This window comes from Glycomyces rhizosphaerae (assembly GCF_042647865.1).
In the GTDB taxonomy this organism is placed as follows: domain Bacteria; phylum Actinomycetota; class Actinomycetes; order Mycobacteriales; family Micromonosporaceae; genus Glycomyces; species Glycomyces rhizosphaerae.
The window spans coordinates 473,628-494,084 of record NZ_JBHRWO010000021.1; the positions used below are offsets into that span (position 1 = coordinate 473,628).

Below are 20,457 nucleotides of genomic sequence, written 5' to 3' on the forward strand. Positions count from 1 at the left end.
CGCACCGGCATCCGCACCTGATGTGGCCGAACCGACACGAAACCGGCTAGCCTCAGGCCATGCCTTCGAGCCCCTACCTGACGGCGATGCGGCCCGCCTACGGCACCGGCACGCTCGCCGACGTCATGCCGACCGCCCTTGCGGCCCTTGGCATCCCCACCAGAGGCGTGAACCTGCGCGAAGCCGAGCTCGACGGCGTCCAGCGCATCGCCGTGCTCCTCCTCGACGGCTTCGGCTACCACCTCCTCGGCCAGGCCGCGCAGGCCAGCGCCACCCTCGGCGCCATGCACCACGGCGAAATCGGCACCCTCACCCCGATCACCGCGACCGTCCCCTCCTCGACCCCGATCAGCCTCGCCTCCCTCGCGTGCGGACTCCCGCCCGGCGAACACGGCATCATCGGCTTCACCGTGCGCGTCCCCGACACCGGCGACCTCGTCACGCACATCCGCTGGGAGGGCGCCCCCGACCCCGAGACCTGGCAGCCCGAGCCCACCTGCTTCGAGCAGGCCACCGCCGACGGCGTGGCCTGCACCATCGTCTCGAACGGGACCTTCCGCGACACCGGTCTGACCCGCGCCATCTACCGCGGCGCCGACTGGCTCCCCGCGATCGCTCCGCACGAGGTCGCCGAAGGGACGCTGTCCGCGCTGGCGCGCGGCGACCGGAGCCTCGTGTACGCGTACCTGCCGGACGTGGACACCGCCGGGCATTTCCACGGCATCGGTTCGCCCGAGTGGCTCGAAGCGGTGTCGGAGGTCGCGGAGGCGATCGACGGGATCCTCACGGGCCTGCCGCGGGACGCGGCGCTGCTGGTGACGGCCGACCACGGCATGGTGAACGTGACCGACCGGCTGCACGTCGACCGTCGGCCCGACCTGACGCAGGCGGTCGAGGCGGTCGCCGGGGACGGGCGGATGCGGTACCTGTACGCCGTGCCGGGCGCGATCGAGGAGGTCCGGCAGGCGTGGGCGGAGGCGGTCGGCGGCCGCGCCGAGGTCATCTACAAGGACGACGCGATCGACCGCGGCTGGTTCGGCCCGAAGGTCAGGGAGACGAGCCGCGAGCGCATCGGCGACCTGGTGGTGGTCTGCCGGGACACGTTCGCGATCGTCGGGGTGGAGGGTGAGCCGCCGCACGTGGCGCGGCTCATCGGCCACCATGGCGGCCTCACGGCCTCGGAAATGGCGGTCCCGCTCTGGAGCTACCGGAACGGCTGAGCGCGGCGTGGCGGGCGCGTCCGGCCCCCGGGTCGGCGGCGCCTGCGGGCGCCCCGGGCGCCCCGGGCGTATAGGGCGTGCCCCTTCCCACCCGCATCCGCCTCCGACCAACCGAAAAGGACCACACTCCCACATGGGTCCGACATAGGCGCGTTTGCGCAGTTCACCGGGGATTCGAGGGTCGGGCACGGGGCCGTTCGGGCCGGTTGCCGCGGGTTGTCGGACCCTCTGGTTAGGCTTCGGAGGTGGCCAGCGATCTTGATCGGTTCATCGGTCCCGACCTGTCAGATGACGGCCTCGGGATCATGCACGTCGACATGGACGCGTTCTTCGCGTCCGTGGAGATCGCGCGCGACCCCTCCCTGCGCGGCAAGGCCGTGATCGTGGCCGGGCTCGGGCCGCGCGGCGTGGTCTCGGCCGCGTCCTATGAAGCCCGCAAGTACGGCGTCCATTCGGCCCTGCCCACCGCGATCGCCCGCCGCCGCTGCCCGCACGGGGTCTTCATCACGCCCACCGCCTCCTACGGGGAGGTCTCGCGGGCGGTCATGGCGATCTTCCGCGAGTACACGCCGCACGTCCAGCCCATCTCGGTCGACGAGGCGTTCCTCGACGTCTCGGGCGCGCGCCGCCTCATCGGCTCGCCCGTGGAGATCGCCGCCGCCATCCGCGAACGCGTCCGGGCCGAGCACGGCATCACCTGCACCGTCGGCATCGCCTCCACGAAGTTCCTCTCCAAGCTCGCGAGCGAGGCCTCCAAACCCGACGGCCTCGGCGTCGTCCCCGCCGCCACCGAACTCGAGTTCCTGCACCGCCTGCCGATCCGCTCGGTGTGGGGCATCGGCGAGAAGACCGCCGAGAAGCTCACCCGCCTCGGTATGCGCACCGTCGGCGACCTGGCCCGCCTCGACGTCGACAGCCTCGCCGCCGCGGTCGGCACCGCCAGCGCCGAGCACCTGTACGCGCTGTCGCGGAACATCGACCCGCGGCCGGTGCGGCCGGAGCGGGTAGAGAAGTCGATCAGCAACGAGACCACGTTCGACCGTGATGCTCCTGACGGCGCGGTGTGGGGCCCGGTGCTGCTGGAGCTGTCGCGCAAGGTCGCGTCGCGGGCGCGCAAGGCGGGCTGGGCGGGCCGCGGGGTGACCGTGAAGATCCGGTTCGGCGACTTCCGTACGATCACGCGTTCGAGGATGCTTCCCGCGCCCACCGATGTGGGCCGGGAGATCTATGCGGCCGCACGGGAGCTGGCGGACGCGGCCGCGACGGCGCCGGTGCGGCTCATCGGCGTGCGGCTCGACCACCTCGTGGAGGCGGCCGCGGTGGGCCGTCAGGTCGCCCTCGGCGAGCCGGAGCACGGCTGGCGGGACATCGAGACGGCGATCGACCGAGCGAGCGCTAAATTCGGCAAGGGGGCGGTCCGCTCGGCGGGCCGGCTTGCGCGCCGGGACTCGCGTGTAGACACCTCGGATTCGGGGAACCCGGGCCATTGAGCGCCGTCGCGCCCATGGGTCTCCGCCAGCGGACGCACTGGGGCCAGAACGGACTGATTCAAGGACGAACTGCCTTCCGCCTCGGGCGAAAGCCTCGTAGACTTGGATGCAAGCAGTGGGGCCGCCGGCTTGGTGGGGCCCCCAGAGCACTAGCGCAGGAGGAGTGTCGTGCCGCTCTCCGACCACGAACAACGTCTGTTCGAGCAAATCGAGCAGTCCTTGTCCGAAGACCCGCAGTTCGCCTCCGCTGTGCGCGCCCACGATCCGGCGCATGTGACGCGGCGCAGGTTCATCCTGGCCGGCATCATCTCGGTCATCGGCATCGGCGTCGTCATCGGCTCCGTCATCGCAGGGGGCGACGTCGCCGTGTTCGGCGCCCCGATCGGCGCGGTGCTCATGTTCGGCGGTCTGATCCTCGGACTGTGGGCGCAGCGCCGCGGCACCAATGTGAAGCTCAAGGCGGTCGACGGCAACGCCAGTCGGACCGTCGGCGGCTCGAAGTCACCGAAGGCCCCGAAAGCCGGTGGATTCACCTCGCGCATGGAGGAGCGGTGGCGCCGCCGCCGCGACAACGGCGACATATTCTGATCGGTCCTGCGAGTCAGCGCACAGACAGCGAAGAACCGGCCCGGTGGGGGAGTTCCCCACCGGGCCGGTTCACGTTGTGCGCCTTCGGGTCTACTTGCCTCGCAGCATCGCGCGGCGGGCGCCCTTGCCGGCGTTGGCGCTGGTCGGGATCGGGCCCTTCGGGATCGCCATGCCGATGCCGAGGGCGTCGAGGCGCTTGGCGATGTGGTTGGCGTCCTTGGAGTCGATGTTCTTGGGCAGCTTCATGAGGCGCTTGCGGACCTCGGTCACCGAGAAGTCGTCGCTCTCGTTCTCGCCGACCAGGAACGTGTACACCGGGGTCGAGCCGACCACGCGGGAGATCCGCTTCTTCTCCTGGCCGAGGAGCTTGCGGACCTTGCCGCCGCCCTCGCCGAGGAGCACGACGCCGGCCTTGCCGACCGCGCGGTGCACCATCTGGGTCTCCGACAGGGCCGCGACGCCGGGGGTGACCTGCCAGCCGCGGATGCCGTCGATGAGCGCGTACGCCGCACCCGGCTTCCCGATCGCCTCTTTGTTCACCACTTTGCTCGTGCGCATGTTGAGCACGATCAACCCGGCCAGCAGCGCCACGAACACGGCGCTGACGTACCAGAGCAGCGAGAACTTCGCGAACACGACCAGCGCGGTGATGATCACGAACGGCAGCAGGATCGCGGCGGCCTCAAGAGGCAGGAACAGCTTGTCCCGCTGGTTCGTGAACTTGATGGCCATGCCGATGGTCTTCAGGCGCGACCCGAACGTCTCTTTTTCCTGCTGCTTTGCCATGCCGTCAATTCTAGTGTGCGTATTGGAGGGCTAAAGACTGGGCTGATTTACGGCTCGCAAGCTTCGCCGAGACTAGGCCGCTGCCCGCGCTTCGATCGCCTGTCGGTAAAGGCGCCCGGCCCGGTACGAGGAGCGCACCAGGGGCCCGCTCATGACTCCCGCGAAGCCGATCTCCTCGGCCTCGGCGGAGAGCTCCACGAACTCCTCGGGCTTGACCCAGCGGTCCACCGGGTGGTGGCGCTTGGTCGGGCGCAGGTACTGGGTGATGGTGATGAGCTCGCACCCGGCGGCGTGGAGGTCCTTGAGGGCCTGCGAGATCTCCTCGCGGGTCTCGCCCATGCCGAGGATGAGGTTCGACTTGGTGACCAATTCGGCGGCGCGGGCCTTCGTGATGACCTCGAGGGACCGCTCGTAGCGGAACGCCGGGCGGATGCGCTTGAAGATGCGCGGCACCGTCTCGACGTTGTGCGCGAGCACCTCCGGGCGGGACGCGAAGACCTCGGCGAGCTGCTCGGGGACGGCGTTGAAGTCGGGGATGAGGAGCTCGACCCCGCAGCCGGGGACGGCCTCGTGGATCTGGCGGACGGTCTCGGCGTAGAGCCAGGCGCCGCCGTCGTCCAGGTCGTCGCGGGCGACGCCGGTGATCGTGGCGTACTTCAGGCCCATCGTCTGCACCGACTCGGCCACGCGGCGCGGCTCGTCGCGGTCGAGCGGGTCGGGCTTGCCGGTGTCGATCTGGCAGAAGTCGCACCGGCGGGTGCACTGGGAGCCGCCGATGAGGAACGTCGCCTCGCGGTCCTCCCAACACTCGTAGATGTTGGGGCAACCGGCTTCTTGGCAGACCGTGTGCAGGCCCTCGCTCTTGACGAGGCCCCGCAGTTCGGTGTACTCCGGGCCGGTCTTGGCCTTGACCTTGATCCAGGAGGGTTTCTTCTCGATCGGGGTCTGGGCGTTGCGCACTTCGAGGCGCAGCATCCGGCGTCCTTCAGGCTGTACAGAAGTCACCGGACCAGACTACGCCGCACTCGTGCGAGACGGCAGGTGTCGCTCGGCACAGCGGCAGCGCAGATGAAACGTAGGATGACGTTCCCGCTGGTCTAATTGGGGAGAGCGAAAAGGGGAACCGCAGTGGAACTCATTCACCAGGGCAAGGTCCGCGACGTCTACGCCGACGGCGGCGACCTGATCCTCGTCGCCTCCGACCGCGTCAGCGTCTACGACGTGGTCCTGCCGACACCGATCCCCGGCAAGGGCGCCCTCCTGACCGCCCTGAGCCTCTGGTGGTTCGAGCAGCTCGCCGACATCGTCCCGAACCACATCGTCTCCGTCGAGGACGTGCCCGCCGAGTTCGCCGGGCGGGCCGTGCGCGTCAAGCGCCTCGACATGGTCAAGGTCGAGGCCGTCGTCCGCGGCTACCTGACCGGCTCCGGCCTCGCCGAGTACGAGAAGCGCGGCTCCGTGTGCGGCATCGACCTGCCCGCGGGCCTGGTCGACGGCTCGAAGCTCCCCGAACCGATCTACACGCCCACTTCCAAGGCCGACGTCGGCGACCACGACCTGCCGATGACCTTCGCGGAGACCGAGGACGCCCTCGGCACCGATCTCGCCACCCGCGTCCGCGATCTCACGATGTCCGTCTACCGCCGCGGTTCCGAGATCGCCCTGGAGAAGGGCATCATCATCGCGGACACCAAGCTGGAGTTCGGGATCGACGCCGAAGGCACCCTCCGCCTCGCCGACGAGGTCCTCACCTCCGACTCCTCCCGCTTCTGGGACGCCGCGGCCTGGGACCCCGGCAAGTCCCAGGCGTCGTTCGACAAGCAGTTCGTGCGCGACTGGGCCAAGTCCACCGGCTGGCGCCCCGACGACGCCGTGGCCCCCGAGATCCCGCAGGACATCGTCGACGCCACCCTCGCCCGCTACATCGAGGCCTACGAGCTCCTGACGGGTCGGCGCTGGTCCTAAGGCCCGCTTGAGAAGTGCGTGCGGGCCGCTTCGCGAAACGGCCCGCACGGCCACCATCATCTTCAGGGCTTGAACAGGCCCTCGCCGACGAAGCCGCCCGCGGCCGCGCCCGGCGGGACCGCGAAGACCGCGCTTCCCTCAGCGGTGACGAACTCGTTCAACCGGTCCGAGGCCGCCATCTTCTCCTGCGTGTCGATGAACGCCTGCGGATCGGCCTGGAACGACACGAACAGCAGCCCCGCGTCGTACGGATGCTCGGCGTGCATGTGGCCGTCCAGATGCCCGTCGGTCGCCGCGTCCGAGCTCACGTCACCTTGGGTCAGGAACCCGTAGTCGTAGTTGTAGCCGCGCCGCACCATCGGCGCGTCGTGCACGACCGCGATGTGCGAATCCGCCGGGACCGCCGGCAGCCCCGAATCGTCGAGCACCGTGAAGTCCGGGTGGTCGAACTCGCCGCCGCCGCTCAGCGGGACACCCGAATCCCGCTCGCGCCCGAACGTCAGGTTCTGGTCGTCCGCGGTGAGCACCGACCAGTCCGGCAGCCGCATCCGGATCTTGCGGAACACCAGGTACGTGCCGCCCTCGAACCACGACGGCTCCGAATCGACCGCCCACACGCGGGCGTCGAAGGTCTCGCTCCCGGCCTTCGGATTCGCACTGCCGTCCTTGAACCCCATGAGGTTCCGCGGGGTCCCGCCGTCTGCGGGAGCCGACGAGAAGCCGTGCTGCATCCAGAGCAGCGAACCCCGGCCCACGGCCCGCTTGCGCATCTCCAGGAACGCACCGCTCACCACCTGCCGATCGTCGCCGCAGATCTGCAGCAGCAGATCGCCGCCCGACCAGGCCGGGTTCAGCTTGTCGCCGTCGAACTCCGGCAGTTCCGCCAGCTTCGACGGCTGCGCGGTCGCCAGACCGGCCTTGCCGAACGCCGCCGGACCGATCCCGAAGGTCACCGTCAACCGCGCGGGGGCCAGGCCCGCCGCGACCGCCTCGGCGTCGAACTGGTCGTCACCGTCGATCGGCGCCTTCGGCGGCGCCTCACCGGCCGCGAGGGCCGATGCCACCGCGGACCAGTCCGCAAGCAGCGCTTCGAGATTCGCCGCGATCGCGGCCGCGTCGAGCGCCGTCCCGGTCCCGATCTCGACCTCGGCCAGATCGAACGCCGCGAACAGCGCATGCTGCTGCGCGGGCGTCGTGATCCCGGCCTGCCGCTCCCCGAAGAACGGCTCCACGCCGGGCTCCTCCGCCGCGGCCCCGCCCTCGCCGTCCTGCGTCGAGGCGATCGCCATACCGACCCCGGCCCCGACCGCGGCCGAGATCGTCGCCCCGGCGAGCGCCGTCCGCCTCGAAACCGTGGCCTCACCGGACTCGTTCGCCTGCGGCGGCCTACGGAACCGCTGCCACAACCCAACGGCCACATCGATCACGACGAACGCGGCCAAGGAGATCCCCAGCAGCGGGAAGAACCAGCCCACACCGCCCGCGACCACGACGATCCCGGCCACCAGCGGCCAAGGCAGCCGCCGCAGCGTCCCGCGCGGATACGGCCGCCCCACGAGCCCGCCCTTCGGACGGCGCTGCCGCCACATCCGGTAACCCCACACGATCATCAGGACGACCGCGAGCATCGCCACAGCCAGGATCAACTGGTTCGCCGAACCGAACAGCAGACCCATGTGCGCGGCGATGAACACGTTCGTCGCCTGCGCCATGAACGGCCAGTCCGCGAACCGCAGCTCCTCGGCGACCTCCGGTGCGCCCGAAGCGGTGTCGACGACCATCTGGTCCTGCTCGAGCGGCAGCGACCGCTGCGTCTCCGCCACCAGGTACTGCGTGCCCGTGCCCGTGGGCAACGTGATCTGCAAGGGGCCGTTCATGTCCGCGTCGAGCGCCGCCTGGTGGACGCTGTCCAGCAGCGTCACCGCGAACGCCGAGGCGCCCGCCGCACCCGAATGGTCGTGCTCGGCGTGGTCGCCCACCGGCGCATCGGCATCGACCGCGACCGACGGCGTGGTCCAGCTCAACGCCTCCCGCAGCTCCGACACGTTCTCACCCGCGTACCGCGACCAGGTCAGACCGGTCACCGACAGGAACAGCAGGATCGCGACCAGCCACAGCCCCACCGGGCCATGCCAGGCGAGGGTCCGGGCCCGACCCGAACCGCTCGGCTTGGGGCGCAGGAGGCCGCCGTTCCTGCGGCGCTTGCCCAGCCACAGGACGAGGCCGCCGAGAGCCACCACCCAAAGCCAACCGGCCGCGAGCTCGCTGTAGAGCCGGCCCGGCTCACCGAGGTGCAGGTTCCGGTGCAGCGTCGAGATCCACTCGCGCACCGGCCCGGCCTGCGAGGACCCGTACGTGGTCGACTCGCCGAGCAGCTCACCGGTGTACGGGTCGACGTAGACCGCGGCGATCGCACCCGACTCGCGGACCACGCCGTCGTCCACGAGCACCGTGGTCGAGGCGTCGTCCTCGGCGGCGGGCCGCACCGCCGTCACCGTCCAATCAGGGTGGGCTTCAGTTACGGCGTCGACCTGGGCGGCGAGGCCGATGCGCCCATCGCCGACGTCGACGGTCCGAAGATCCGAGTAGAGCGCGTCCTCCAAGGGATAGGAGAGGGCGTAGGCCAGCCCGGTCACGGCCGAGACCAGCAGGAACGGGGCGATGAGGATGCCGGCGTAGAAATGCAGCCGGAGCAGCAGCTGCCTCAGGGCAGCCGAAATCTTGGGTTTATCGGACATTGTTCGCTTTCTGAGCAGCCCGGAAGCAAGCCGCATCCCAGGCAGGAGTCAACGCCGAAGGCGCTGGGGGACAAAGAGACTCAGGAAAAAGCGAACAACGGTGGACCGCGATGCGAGATGGCCGTGCGAACCGAGGGAACCGGACGCGGCGTCTGCGCCCGCATCGCGAACCGGCGGGGCCGGATCACCACGAGCGCGCCCGCGCCGAGCACCCGCATCGCACGCGCGAAGAGCAGCGTCAACGCATCGAGCAGCGTCGCGAACGCGGCATCGCCGCGCGCCAGCCACGACGCCTGCGCCAACGCGGCGGCGATGTGCACGAGCCACATGCTCAGGCCCGCGCCGTGCGCGTGACCCGCCGTCGCGACCGCACCGATCTCGAAGAACTCATGAAGCCCGAACTGCGCCGCGAAGCACAACGGCGAGAGTGCGAGGAAACCGCGCTGGCGTCCGCCGATGCCGTAAGCGGCGACGAAGAGCAGGCCGACGGCGGCGGCGAACTGGAGCGGGCCGGGCGCGTTCCCGCCGCTCCACAGGTGCAGCAGCAGCGAGACCGACCCCGAGACCGCTGCGAACACGGCGGCCCGCAGCAGTCGGAACGGAGTCTGTCTCACTTGCACGGGCGTATTGTGGCACGGCCCCGGACACGGAGACACCCCCGCGTCAGGCATCCGACACGGGGGTGCGCGGTACCGCTAGACCCGCTTGGGGCCGTAGGTGAGGCGGCGCAGCAGGACCTCGAAGGGCCCGCGCTTGCCGGCCTTGTCGAGCGCGACCGCGACGAACACGGTGACCAGCCAGGTCCCGAACGCGACGCCGAAGGCCCCGAGGTAGCCCAGGTCCTCGCCGAGGCCGAAGCCCCAGGCGGTGAGCAGCGGGGCCATGATGAACGACTGCAGCAGGTAGCTGGTGAGCGACCGCTCGCCGACCGCCGCCAGCGCCCCGGGCACGCCGCGGCGGCCGAAGCCGCGCAGCTTGTGCGCGAGGAGCGCGAACCCGCAGATGTAGCCGAGGCCGGCGTACATGCCGCCCAGAAGCGTCGCGTAGACCGCCGCGACCCACAACCCGTGCGAGGGTTCCCAGGCGCCGAGTCCGATGAGCGCCACCGGAAGCGAGCTCAGCACGTTGACGGCCATGCCGGAGTAGAAGACCTTCCTCAGCTGCGGCAGATGCGCTTCGGGGTGCTCGATCCATCCGGAGCGGTGGAGCATCATGCCCGCGATGACCAACGGGAAGAACGAACCGGAGACCATCAGACCGACGACGCCGATGGGCGAGACGATCGCGCCGAAGATCATCTGGCCGACGTAGGGCGCGACGTCGAACTCCGGCGTCCCGCCGGCGCTGGTGAAGAAGTACGCCATGATCACGTTGCCGATGAGCACGACGTAGGCGATCGACGCCAGCAGCCACCGCTTGAGCGACTTGTCGGAGAGGTGGACCAGGAACAGGGCGATCAGGCCCGTGGCGCCGTACGGGGCGAGGATGTCGCCGTAGAACAGGAAGACGGAGTGGACGAAGCCGAAGGCGAGCAGCCACCACGAGCGGCGGCGCAGGATCTTGCGGACGCCCTTGGCCTCCATGCCGCGCGCGAACATGCGCGAGGCCATGATGGCGATGCCGAATCCGTAGAGGATCGCGAACATCGGGCGGGAGCGCTCGGCGATGAGGAGCTGCTCGACGAAGTAGGCGATGTGGTCGGCGGTCGACTGCCCCGTGTTGTGGTTGTACTTGTCGAGTCCCATGCCCCACAGGTGAACCGGGACGTTCGCGAGGGCGATGAACAGGAGCATGAAGCCGCGCGCGATGTCGGGTGCGAGTGAGCGCTCGGACTTGGTGATCGAGGTGGGCGGTCCTGGTGGTCCGGTGGTGGCGAGGGGGGTGGCGGTGGACACGACGGGCTCCTTTGTGGTCGCGGCGGGCTTGCGCTGGTTTCCGGTTTCAGTCTAGGGAATCCGCGTGTGTCTCACGGGTACGCAGACCCCGCTTCTCAAGGTAGTGCTGGCCCCCGTCGAATGCTCCAGCCTGCGGTACCGACCTGTCTCATCCCGAGGAAGGATCATGTCCGGGGAGATGTCGTACCCCAGAAGTATTTTTGCGCATACCAAAGTCACGGCTCGCAAGCTTCGCCGAGGTCGGATCCCTCTTCTGTCCGTTTTGTGGTAGACCCGCCGAGACGCTCCCGGACGTTCCCGAAATCGAAACGCCGAAGGGCCCCACCGCTTTTGCGGTGGAGCCCTTCGGATTTGACCTTGCTATGCCTTCGTGAACAAGAGCGCCGCGTTGTGGCCGCCGAAGCCGAACGCCGTGTTCAGCGCAGCGTTGAGGTCCACCTTGCGGGCCTCGTTCGCCGCGACGTCCAGATCCAGGGCCGGGTCGGGGTTCTCAAGGTTGATCGTCGGGGGGATGACCCCTTCGACGATCGCCATGATCGCGGCGATCGACTCGACCGCGCCCGCACCGCCGAGCAGGTGCCCGGTCATGGACTTGGTCGCCGTGAGCACCACGTGGTCGCCGACCTCGCGCTTGATGCCCTTGACCTCGGCCATGTCACCGACCGGGGTGGACGTGGCGTGGGCGTTGACGTGGCCGATCTCCTTCGGGTCGATGCCGGCCTGCTTGATCGCCGCCGCCATCGCCCGGCCGCCGCCCCGGCACTCCGGGTCGGGCTGGACGATGTCGAACCCGTCGGAGGTCAGGCCGGTACCGGCGACGACTGCGTAGATCTTGGCTCCGCGAGCCTCCGCGTGGTCGCGGCGCTCGAGGATCAGCGCGCCGGCGCCTTCGCCCATGACGAAGCCGTCGCGGTCGCGGTCCCAGGGCCGGGACGCGTGCTCGGGATCGTCATTGCGGGTCGACATGGCCTTCATGGAGGAGAACCCGGCCATCGGCAGGCCGCCGATGACCGCTTCCGAACCACCGGCCACGACCACGTCGGCGCGGCCGACGCGGATCATGTCGGCCGCCCAGGAGATCGCCTCGGCGGAGGTCGCGCACGCGCTGGTGGGGGCGTGCACACCCGCCTTGGCGTGGAACTCCAGACCGACGACGGCCGCAGGGCCGTTGGGCATGAGCATGGGCACCGTGAACGGGGATACCGAACGGGCGCCCTTCTGCTCCAGGATGTCGTCCTGGGCGAGCAGCGTCAGTGCGCCGCCGATGCCGGAACCGAAGACGACGCCGAGGCGTTCCTTTTCGAGGTCGTCGTTCAGCCCCGCGTCATCCCACGCCTGCTGAGCCGCGATGAGCGCGATCTGCTCGGAGCGGTCGAGGCGGCGCAGCCGGACCCGAGGCAGCACCTCGGAAGGCTCCACTGCCAGCTCGGCGGCGATGCGGCAGGGGAGTTCCTGCGCCCACTCGTGCTGCAGCAGGTGGACACCCGACCGTCCGGCCACGAGTGCTTCCCAGGTCGACGCCACGTCCCCGCCGAGGGGAGTGGTGGCACCGAGCCCGGTGACGACTACCTCAGTCACACTTAGCCCTTTTCGATGTAGGAAACGGCGTCGCCGACGGTCTTCAGGTTGGCGACCTCGTCATCGGGGATCTTGACGCCGAACTTCTCTTCAGCGGCCACGACGACCTCGACCATGGCGAGCGAGTCGACGTCCAGGTCGTCGGTGAACGACTTGGTGTCGGCGACGTCATCGGGGTTGACGCCCGCGACCTCTTCGAGAATGTCGGACAGGCCTTCGCGGATCTCGTCACGAGACAGAGCCATGAGTTATTTCCTCTCGATAGTTACGGGCAGCGGATGACCTGCCCGGCGTAGGTGAGCCCGCCGCCGAATCCGAACAGGAGGATCGGGGCGCCGGAGGCCACATTGCCACTTTGTACCAACTTCGACAGCGCCAGGGGCACCGATGCCGCGGACGTGTTGCCGGAGTAGACGATGTCCTCGGAGACGATGCAGTCGTCGCTGAAGTCGAGGCGCTTGGCGATGCCCTGGATGATCCGGAGGTTCGCCTGGTGCGGCACGAAGGCCGCGAGTTCGTTGACCTTCAGGCCGGCCCGCTCGGCGACCTGCTCGATGAGCGGCGCGAGCTGGGTGGTGGCCCAGCGGAACACGGTCTGGCCGGCCTGCTTGATGAACGGGACGTCCTCCTCGATGCGGATGACGTCGCTCATCGACGGCTCGGAGCCCCACAGGACCGGGCTGATGGCCAGCTCCGGGTTGTCGGTGCCCTCGACGATGACCGCGCCCGCGCCGTCGCCGAAGAGGACGCACGAGGAGCGGTCCTCCCAGTCGGTCACGGCGCTGAGGCATTCGGCGCCGATCACGATGGCGCGCTTGGCACTGCCGACCCGGATGGCCATGTCGGCCTGGGCCAGCGCGTACTCGAAGCCCGAGCAGGCGGTGTTGATGTCGATGGCCGCGGGTGCGCCGATGCCGAGCGCGTCGGAGACGCGGCAGGCGGTGTTCGGGCACAGGTCCTTGGCGGAGACCGTGGCGACGATGACCATGTCGATGTCTTCGGGGGTGAAGCCGCCGTTCTCCATGGCCTGCCGGGCGGCCTCGATCGCGAGGTCCGCGACCTTCTGGCCCTCGGCGGCGATGCGGCGTTCCTTGATGCCGACACGCGAGACGATCCACTCGTCGTTGGTGTCGACCATCTTGGCGAGGTCGTCGTTGGTGAGGATCTTCTCCGGCTGGTAGTGCCCGACGCTGACGACGCGCGATCCGTTGACGCTCACTCGGCTCCTTCGTTCTCTGCGAGTCCGGCGGCGTCCGCCAGGTCCTCGGGGGTGTTCACGTTGACACGCTCCACGCCCTTGAGTGCCCGCTTGGCCAGTCCGGTGAGCGTCCCTGCAGGCGGCAGCTCGATGACCGCCGTGACGCCCAGTCCATCAAGCGTACTCATGCAGGCGTCCCACCTGACCGGCGACGTGACCTGAGCCACGATTTGCTGCAAGGCGGTCGCGCCGGAGGCCACGGCCTTGCCGTCCCGGTTGGACAGGAGGGTGCGGACCGGGTCGGCGGTCGTGATTTCGGCGGCGAGGGCTTCGAGGGCCTCCTGCGCGGGCGCCATGTGCGGGGTGTGGAACGCCCCGGCGACCTTGAGCGGGATGATCCGCGCCTTCGCGGGCGGGTTCTGGGTGAGCTTCTCGATCGCGGCCACGGGTCCGGCGGCGACGATCTGGCCGGCGCCGTTGCGGTTGGCGGGCCAGGCGCCGGCCGTTTCGATCGCGGTGAGGACCTCGTCCTCGACGCCGCCGAGGACGGCGGCCATCGTGGTGGGCTCGATGTTGCAGGCGGCGGCCATCTCGCGGCCGCGGACGGCGGCGAGGCGGACGGCGGCCTCGGGGCTGAGGACCCCGGCGATCGCGAGCGCGGTGAGTTCGCCGACGGAGTGGCCTGCCACGACGAGGTCGGCTTTGCCGAGCGCGGTGCCGTCGGCGAGGAGCCGTTCGGCCGCCAGGAGCCCGGCGGCCACGAGGAGCGGCTGGGTGTTGGCGGTGTCGGTGATCTCGTCCTGCTCGGCGGTCGTGCCGAGGCGGACGAGGTCGAGGTCGATGATCTCGGACCACTCGCGGAGGCGGGCCTCGGCGGAGGGGTCTTCGATCCACGGCGTCAGGAACCCGGGCTTCTGCGAGCCCTGCCCGGGAGCGAGAATGGCAAGCACACTAAGACTTTCGCATCGACAACAGGAAATACGGGAGCAGTCGGAGGACTGAAAGCCCGTTCGGTTCTTGTAGGGAATCTACAACACTCGTTGTCAACTGCGAGAACGCCGGGTGCTCGAAGCGTTCTCCAGGCGCCCTATGGTCAACCCCACACGGAGGACGAAGGCCTCATGCGGTTCGGTGGGGGAGAAACCGGTCACCTCTTGGATGCGGCGGAGGCGGTAGCGGACCGTGTTGGGGTGGACGTACAGCTCCCGGGCGGTCCCCTCGAGGACGCCGCCGGAGGCGATGAACGCGTCCATGGTCTCCAGCAGCTCGCCGCCGGCGCGGCGCAGCGTCATGTAGACGCTCTCGCGCAGGGCCCGGCGGGCTTCCTCGTCTCCGGCGATGGCCCGCTCCGGCAGGAGCTGGGTCGCGGTCACGGGCCGGGGCGCGTCGGGCCATGCGGGGGCGGCCCGGTGCCCGGCGACGGCCGCGAGGGCCGAGCTGGAGGCGTCGGCGAGCCCGGTCACGGTGGGGCCCACGACGACCGGGCCGTCGCCGAACTGCCCGGTGAGCTTCTCGACGATCTCGACGGGCTCTTTGACGCCGCCCAAGAGGAGCACGAGGCGGGCGCCGTGGACGCCCGCGAGGATGTCGAGTCCGAGCCGCCTGGCGGCGCGCTGGACGGAGTGGAGCACGAGCGTGGCCTCGCCGCCGGGGGTGGCGCCGCAGACGACGGTGATCGTCTGCGTCTCGGACCAGCCCAGGGCCGCGGCGCGGCTGATGAGCTCGTCGGAGTTGTCCCCGCGCAGGAGCGCGTCCACGAGCATTGCCTGGAGTCGCGCGTCCCAGGCGCCCCGGGTCTCGGCGGCGCGGGCGTACACGCGGGCGGAGGCGAAGGCGATCTCGCGGCTGAAGCGCAGCACCGATTCGCGCAGCTGGTCCGTCTCGCCGTCCGCGGCGAGGGCGGGCACCTGCTCCTCGACCACGTCGATGACGACCTGGATGAGTGCAACGGTGTGCTGGAGGCTGATCGCGCGGGCCAATTCGACGGGGGCGGCCTCGAAGACCATGTCGGAGGACCCGAGGTCCTCACCGCCGTTGCGCAGCCATTCGAGGAACTGCCGCACACCGGCCTGTGCCACCAGCGTGACCATCGAGCGCTGCTCGGCGGGCAGGTCGCGGAACCAGGGGAGGCGCTCGTCCATGCGGGTGAGCGACTGGGTCGTCAGCGCCGATGAGGAGCGTTCGATGTTCTGAATGGTCGTGGCCAGATCCATGCCTATAGCCTGCCAGACGTGGCGTGCGCCGCGCACCGCCGTCTGTCGGAATAGCTCGGCCGCCACTACTGTTGCGCAAAAGAGCACGAAACCAGCCACGACAGAGAGGCGGCCCAATGGCCACGGTTGCACTGACCAAGGACAACTTCGAGGAGACCGTCACCGGCAACGAGATCGTCCTCGTCGACTGGTGGGCCGACTGGTGCGGTCCGTGCAAGATGTTCGCGCCCACGTATGAGGCGTCGAGCGACAAGCACGAGGGCGTCGTCTTCGGGAAGATCGACACCGAGGACCAGCCGGAGCTCTCGGCCGAGGCCGGGATCCAGTCGATCCCGACGCTCATGGCCTTCCGCGACGGGATCCTCCTCTACAGCCAGCCCGGGGCGCTCCCGCCGGCCGCGCTCGAGGAGATCATCGGCAAGGTGAAGGAACTCGACATGGACGCCGTGCGCGCCGAGATCGAGAAGGAGGAGGCCGAGGAGGTCTCCTAGGCCTTCCGGACTCTCAAAGCGGGCACAGGCTTGAATCGGGCCGGGGGCATCCCCGGCCCGTTTCTGTTGCAAGGCGAAGGGCCGCAAGCGGATCGCTTGCGGCCCTTCGCCATACGTACTAGGAGTCGCCGCCCGCCTCGCCGGCTTCGGCGGCGGTCGGGTCGGTGATCTGGTACTTGGCGGCGGCCTGCGCGGCCAGCTCCGGCTTGACCTCGCCACGGGCGGCGAGCTGCAGGAGGGCGGCCACGGCGACCGACTCCGCGTCCACGTTGAAGTGGCGGCGCAGGGCCCCGCGGGTGTCGGAGTGGCCGAAGCCGTCCGTGCCCAGCGAGGTGTAGTCGCCCGGCACCCAGCGGCTGATGAGGTCCGGGACGGCCCGCATGTAGTCGCTGACGGCGATGAACGGCCCCTCGGCGTCCGCGAGCTTCGAGGTCACGTACGGGACCTGCTTCTCGGCCTCCGGGTGGCGCAGGTTGTGCCGGTCGGCCTCGATGGCGTCGCGGCTGAGCTCGGTCCAGGAGGTGACCGACCAGACGTCGGCGGCCACGCCCCAGTCGGCGGCGAGCAGCTCGGCGGCCCTGATCGCCCAGGACATGCCCGAGCCGGAGGTCAGCAGCTGTACTCGGGGGCCGGTGCCCTCGGCGCTCTGGACCTTGTGGATGCCCTTGAGGATGCCCTCGACGTCCACGTTCTCGGGCTCGGCGGGCTGCACGATCGGCTCGTTGTACACGGTCATGTAGTAGAAGACGTGCTCGCCTTCGCCGTACATGCGGCGCAGGCCGTCCTGGACGATGTGCCCGATCTCGTAGCCGTACGCCGGGTCGTAGGAGACGACCGCCGGGTTGGTGTGCGCCATGAGCAGCGAGTGGCCGTCCTCGTGCTGGAGCCCCTCGCCGTTGAGCGTGGTGCGTCCGGCGGTGGCGCCGATGAGGAAGCCGTTCGCGAGCTGGTCCGTGGCGGCCCAGATCGCGTCGGCGGTCCGCTGGAACCCGAACATCGAGTAGAAGATGTAGAACGGGATCATCGGCTCGCCGAGCGTGTCGCTCGCGGTGCCGGCGGCGGTGAACGCGGCCATGGAACCGGCCTCGTTGATGCCGACGTGCATGAGCTGGCCCTGCTCGGACTCCTTGTAGGAGAGGAACAGGTCGCGGTCCACCGACAGGTACTGCTGGCCGTGCGGGGACCAGATCTTCGCCGTCGGGAACATGGCGTCCATGCCGAACGTGCGGGCCTCGTCGGGGATGATCGGGACCCAGCGCTTGCCGGTCTCCTTGTCCCGCATGAGGTCCTTGAGCAGGCGCACCAGCGCCATCGTCGTGGCGGCCTTCTGCTTGCCCGAGCCGCGCTTGGCCGACTTGTAGGCCTCTTCGCCCGGCAGGCTCAACGGGATGACCGTGTTGCGGCGCTTGGGGATCGGACCGCCCAGAGCGGCGCGGCGGTCCTGCAGGTACTCGTGCTCGGCCGAGCCGGGCTCCGGCTTGGCGTACGGCGGCAGGTACGGGCTGGCCTCGAGCTGCGCGTCGGTGACGGGCATCTCGAGCGCGTCGCGGAAGCCCTTGAGGTCGTCCAGCGAGAGCTTCTTCATCTGGTGGGTCGCGTTGCGGCCCTCGAAGGTCGAGCCGAGGCGGTAGCCCTTGACGGTGTGGGCGAGGATCACGGTGGGCTGGCCCTCGTGGTCCATCGCGGCCTTGTACGCGGCGTAGATCTTCCGGTCGTCGTGGCCGCCGCGGCGCAGCGCCCAGATCTCGTCGTCCGAGAGGTTGTTCGCCATGGCCTTGGTGCGGGTGTCGCGGCCGAAGAAGTGCTCGCGGATGAACGCCCCGGACTCGGCCTTGAACGTCTGGAAGTCGCCGTCGGGGGTGGTGTTCATGAGGTTCACCAGGGCGCCGTCGGCGTCCGCTGCGAGCAGCGGGTCCCACTCCGAGCCCCAGATGACCTTGATGACGTTCCAGCCCGCGCCGCGGAAGTACGACTCGAGCTCCTGGACGATCTTGCCGTTGCCGCGCACCGGACCGTCGAGGCGCTGGAGGTTGCAGTTGACGACGAAGGTGAGGTTGTCGAGCTCGGCCCCGGCGGCGAACTGCAGCGCGCCGCGCGACTCGACCTCGTCCATCTCGCCGTCGCCGAGGAACGCCCACACCTGCTGCTGCTTGGTGTCCGTGATCCCGCGGTCGTCCATGTAGCGGTTGAACAGCGCCTGGTAGATCGCGTTGATCGGGCCGAGGCCCATCGACACGGTCGGGAACTGCCAGTAGTCCGGCATGAGGCGCGGGTGCGGGTACGAGGGCAGGCCGCCCTGCGGGCGCGAGACCTCCTGGCGGAAGCCGTCGAGGTCGTCCTCGGTCAGCCGGCCTTCCACAAAGGAGCGGGCGTACATGCCGGGGGAGGCGTGGCCCTGGAAGAAGATCTGGTCGCCGCCGCCGACGTGGTCGCGGCCGCGGAAGAAGTGGTTGTAGCCCACCTCGTACAGGTTCGCCGCGGAGGCGTAGGTCGAGATGTGGCCGCCCACGCCGATGCCGGGACGCTGCGCGCGGTGGACGGTCATCGCCGCGTTCCAGCGCACGAAGGCGCGGATGCGGTGCTCGATGGCCTCGTCGCCGGGGTAGTGCGGCTCGGCCTCGACCGGGATGGTGTTCACGTAGTCGGTGCTCGTGGACGCCGGTACGCCGATCTGGCGCTTGCGGGCGTGCTCGAGCAGTCGCTGCACGACGTAGCGGGCACGGGTGCGCCCGCCGCCGTCGAGGAGGCCGTCCAGGGATTCCAGCCACTCGCTGGTCTCCCCAGGGTCAGTGTCCGGTACTTGGGTCGGCAATCCGTCACTGATGGGCGGCCGGTTCTGTTCCGTGGTCACGGGCGATCCCTCGTTCTAAGACTGCGGCTTTGCAGGGTTGCTCTTCAGGCAGCAGAGTGTCATCGTTTTCTACCATCCTCCCTTGAATCTACCGCGAGCATCGTCGACCCACCCGCCTTGATGCGACCGCGCACACACTCCCCGAAGTCGTGAAACGCGCTCACCTGCGACGCCGTCCGAGCTGTCTCGGAAAGCGAGATCACCGCCATGTGAACGTGTCCGCACCTTCATCCCGCACGGCTTTGCGAACGGCCCGGCCGGGCTTCTTTCGCGCGCGGGCGCGAGCGCCGGATATGCCGCACGCCATATGCTCTAGTTCATATGCTGTGCAGAGCCGAGCGGTACGCTCTGGCAGCCCAACTTATGGAGGGGATGTAGTGAACGCTCCGAGCAGCCCGGTGGACTCATCGAGTGTGGTGCAGCGACTCGGGCTTGACGGTGTCGAATCCGTCATGGAGATCGGCTTCGACACCGATGTCGACGCGGCCCTGCGCACCGCCGTCATCGACGCCGTCGGGGAGCTCCTCGACGAGGACTCCGACGAGATCGTGGGCGCGGTGCTCCTGTGGTGCCGCGAAGAGGACGGTGACCTCGTCGACCTCCTGCTCGACGCGCGCGACCCCCTCGCCGACAACGGCGTGGTCTGGCTCCTCACCCCCAAGGCCGGACGGCCCGGGCACATCGAGCCGGCCGACATCGAGGAGTCCATGGCCCTCGCCGGTCTCAAATCGACGAAGACCCTGAACGCGTCCCCGGACTGGGTCGCCTCCCGGATGGTCGTCGCCCGCCGCTGAGCGGACGGGAGCTGTCGCGAGGGTCCTCTCCGGGCGGGCCCGGTCCACGGCGCGCGCGGATGGCGATAACGTTCAGGGCGCCAGAGACCAGCAGGCCCTCCGCCGAGGGCCGGACCGCTAGGAGCGCGCATGCCGATCGAACCCGGAACCAAGGCCCCCGGCTTCACCCTGAAAGATCAGAACAACCAGGAGGTCAGCCTCGCCGACTTCCTCGGCGAGAAGCACGTCCTGCTCGTGTTCTACCCGTTCGCCTTCACCGGCGTGTGCGAGGGCGAGCTGTGCGGCATCCGCGACAACCTCGACGCCTACCAGACCGACGACGTCCAGGTCCTCAGCGTCTCCATCGACTCCCCGTTCGCCCACAAGGTCTGGGCGCAGCGCGAGGGCTTCGAGTTCCCGCTGCTGAGCGACTTCTGGCCGCACGGCGAGGTCGCCCAGGCCTACGGCGTCTTCAACGAGGAGAAGGGCATGGCGAACCGCGGCACCTTCGTCATCGACAAGCAGGGCGTCGTGCGCTTCGCCGAGATGAACATGCCCGGCGAGGCCCGCGACCAGGGCGCCTGGCAGAAGGCCCTGTCCGAGCTGCAGGGTTAGGACGAGCCGAAAGGGTCGCTGGGGGATTTCCTCGGCGACCCTTCTCCGTGTCCGCT

At 69.5% G+C, this 20,457-nt stretch carries 17 protein-coding genes and 1 pseudogene; 7 read left to right on the forward strand and 11 right to left on the reverse strand.

What is annotated here, in order from left to right; translation table 11 throughout:
- Positions 1 to 59: 59 nt before the first annotated feature.
- The 3 genes from ACFO8M_RS22545 (at position 60) to ACFO8M_RS22555 (ending at position 3,298) form a co-directional block, all read left to right on the forward strand.
- On the forward strand, positions 60 to 1,220 hold the full coding sequence (locus ACFO8M_RS22545) for an alkaline phosphatase family protein (protein WP_387979803.1): 1,161 nt from the start codon (positions 60 to 62) through the stop codon (positions 1,218 to 1,220).
- 305 nt (positions 1,221 to 1,525) lie between these two features.
- Positions 1,526 to 2,710, forward strand: a complete 1,185-nt coding sequence (dinB, locus tag ACFO8M_RS22550; protein WP_387980785.1) for a DNA polymerase IV — start codon at positions 1,526 to 1,528, stop codon at positions 2,708 to 2,710.
- 168 nt (positions 2,711 to 2,878) lie between these two features.
- Complete coding sequence (locus tag ACFO8M_RS22555) at positions 2,879 to 3,298, forward strand: DUF3040 domain-containing protein (RefSeq protein ID WP_387979805.1); 420 nt, start codon at positions 2,879 to 2,881, stop codon at positions 3,296 to 3,298.
- A gap of 90 nt (positions 3,299 to 3,388) precedes the next feature.
- Here the strand turns inward: ACFO8M_RS22555 and ACFO8M_RS22560 are convergent, their stop codons facing one another.
- Together ACFO8M_RS22560 and lipA are read right to left on the reverse strand one after the other, a co-directional pair.
- A complete protein-coding gene (locus ACFO8M_RS22560) occupies positions 3,389 to 4,084 on the reverse strand; it encodes a DUF4191 family protein (RefSeq protein ID WP_387979807.1) in 696 nt (231 codons plus the stop codon).
- Between the two features lie 72 nt (positions 4,085 to 4,156).
- Positions 4,157 to 5,059 (reverse strand): lipoyl synthase, encoded by a 903-nt coding sequence (gene lipA, locus ACFO8M_RS22565; protein WP_387980787.1) that lies wholly within the window; start codon positions 5,057 to 5,059, stop codon positions 4,157 to 4,159.
- 153 nt (positions 5,060 to 5,212) lie between these two features.
- On the opposite strand from lipA, the gene ACFO8M_RS22570 reads away from it, so the two are divergent.
- Complete coding sequence (locus tag ACFO8M_RS22570; RefSeq protein WP_387979809.1) at positions 5,213 to 6,049, forward strand: phosphoribosylaminoimidazolesuccinocarboxamide synthase; 837 nt, start codon at positions 5,213 to 5,215, stop codon at positions 6,047 to 6,049.
- Between the two features lie 62 nt (positions 6,050 to 6,111).
- Here the strand turns inward: ACFO8M_RS22570 and ACFO8M_RS22575 are convergent, their stop codons facing one another.
- The 8 genes and pseudogenes from ACFO8M_RS22575 to ACFO8M_RS22610 all read right to left on the reverse strand — a co-directional run bounded on the left by ACFO8M_RS22575 (position 6,112) and on the right by ACFO8M_RS22610 (position 15,671).
- The gene (locus tag ACFO8M_RS22575) at positions 6,112 to 8,787 is read right to left on the reverse strand and encodes a Dyp-type peroxidase (RefSeq protein WP_387979811.1); all 2,676 of its coding nucleotides are present in this window, start codon (positions 8,785 to 8,787) and stop codon (positions 6,112 to 6,114) included.
- An 80-nt stretch (positions 8,788 to 8,867) separates the two neighbouring features.
- A complete protein-coding gene (locus ACFO8M_RS22580; protein ID WP_387979813.1) occupies positions 8,868 to 9,407 on the reverse strand; it encodes a hypothetical protein in 540 nt (179 codons plus the stop codon).
- 75 nt (positions 9,408 to 9,482) lie between these two features.
- Positions 9,483 to 10,682 carry a DUF418 domain-containing protein gene (locus ACFO8M_RS22585; protein WP_387979815.1) on the reverse strand — a complete coding sequence of 400 codons (1,200 nt, stop codon included), beginning with the start codon at positions 10,680 to 10,682 and terminating at the stop codon, positions 9,483 to 9,485.
- 360 nt (positions 10,683 to 11,042) lie between these two features.
- The gene (fabF, locus tag ACFO8M_RS22590; RefSeq protein ID WP_387979817.1) at positions 11,043 to 12,260 is read right to left on the reverse strand and encodes a beta-ketoacyl-ACP synthase II; all 1,218 of its coding nucleotides are present in this window, start codon (positions 12,258 to 12,260) and stop codon (positions 11,043 to 11,045) included.
- Between the two features lie 2 nt (positions 12,261 to 12,262).
- Positions 12,263 to 12,499: an acyl carrier protein gene (locus ACFO8M_RS22595; RefSeq protein WP_387980789.1), complete on the reverse strand. Its 237-nt coding sequence runs from the start codon at positions 12,497 to 12,499 to the stop codon at positions 12,263 to 12,265.
- Positions 12,500 to 12,525: 26 nt separating this feature from the next.
- Complete coding sequence (locus ACFO8M_RS22600; protein WP_387979819.1) at positions 12,526 to 13,479, reverse strand: beta-ketoacyl-ACP synthase III; 954 nt, start codon at positions 13,477 to 13,479, stop codon at positions 12,526 to 12,528.
- A gap of 20 nt (positions 13,480 to 13,499) precedes the next feature.
- Positions 13,500 to 14,408 (reverse strand): annotated as a pseudogene (locus ACFO8M_RS22605) (ACP S-malonyltransferase); the annotation flags it as partial.
- Between the two features lie 93 nt (positions 14,409 to 14,501).
- Complete coding sequence (locus ACFO8M_RS22610) at positions 14,502 to 15,671, reverse strand: PucR family transcriptional regulator (protein WP_387979820.1); 1,170 nt, start codon at positions 15,669 to 15,671, stop codon at positions 14,502 to 14,504.
- A gap of 116 nt (positions 15,672 to 15,787) precedes the next feature.
- Between ACFO8M_RS22610 and trxA the strand changes: the two genes are divergently transcribed.
- Positions 15,788 to 16,162: a thioredoxin gene (trxA, locus tag ACFO8M_RS22615; protein ID WP_387979821.1), complete on the forward strand. Its 375-nt coding sequence runs from the start codon at positions 15,788 to 15,790 to the stop codon at positions 16,160 to 16,162.
- Between the two features lie 118 nt (positions 16,163 to 16,280).
- Here the strand turns inward: trxA and aceE are convergent, their stop codons facing one another.
- Positions 16,281 to 19,013, reverse strand: a complete 2,733-nt coding sequence (aceE, locus tag ACFO8M_RS22620; protein WP_387979823.1) for a pyruvate dehydrogenase (acetyl-transferring), homodimeric type — start codon at positions 19,011 to 19,013, stop codon at positions 16,281 to 16,283.
- A gap of 377 nt (positions 19,014 to 19,390) precedes the next feature.
- Here aceE and ACFO8M_RS22625 point away from each other — a divergent pair, with 377 nt between their 5' ends.
- Both ACFO8M_RS22625 and ACFO8M_RS22630 read left to right on the forward strand, forming a co-directional pair.
- A complete protein-coding gene (locus tag ACFO8M_RS22625) occupies positions 19,391 to 19,807 on the forward strand; it encodes a DUF3052 domain-containing protein (RefSeq protein ID WP_387979825.1) in 417 nt (138 codons plus the stop codon).
- Between the two features lie 129 nt (positions 19,808 to 19,936).
- Positions 19,937 to 20,401, forward strand: a complete 465-nt coding sequence (locus ACFO8M_RS22630) for a peroxiredoxin (protein WP_387979827.1) — start codon at positions 19,937 to 19,939, stop codon at positions 20,399 to 20,401.
- Positions 20,402 to 20,457: the final 56 nt, after the last annotated feature.

What these genes read in the sequence shown, in the direction of transcription:
- ACFO8M_RS22545 (WP_387979803.1), top strand. Translation starts at nt 60, where the DNA reads ATGCCTTCGAGCCCCTACCTGACGGCGATGCGGCCCGCCTACGGCACC.
- dinB (WP_387980785.1), top strand. Translation starts at nt 1,526, where the DNA reads ATGCACGTCGACATGGACGCGTTCTTCGCGTCCGTGGAGATCGCGCGC.
- ACFO8M_RS22560 (WP_387979807.1), bottom strand. Translation starts at nt 4,084, where the DNA reads ATGGCAAAGCAGCAGGAAAAAGAGACGTTCGGGTCGCGCCTGAAGACC.
- lipA (WP_387980787.1), bottom strand. Translation starts at nt 5,059, where the DNA reads ATGCTGCGCCTCGAAGTGCGCAACGCCCAGACCCCGATCGAGAAGAAA.
- ACFO8M_RS22575 (WP_387979811.1), bottom strand. Translation starts at nt 8,787, where the DNA reads ATGTCCGATAAACCCAAGATTTCGGCTGCCCTGAGGCAGCTGCTGCTC.
- ACFO8M_RS22610 (WP_387979820.1), bottom strand. Translation starts at nt 15,671, where the DNA reads ATGGATCTGGCCACGACCATTCAGAACATCGAACGCTCCTCATCGGCG.
- trxA (WP_387979821.1), top strand. Translation starts at nt 15,788, where the DNA reads ATGGCCACGGTTGCACTGACCAAGGACAACTTCGAGGAGACCGTCACC.
- ACFO8M_RS22630 (WP_387979827.1), top strand. Translation starts at nt 19,937, where the DNA reads ATGCCGATCGAACCCGGAACCAAGGCCCCCGGCTTCACCCTGAAAGAT.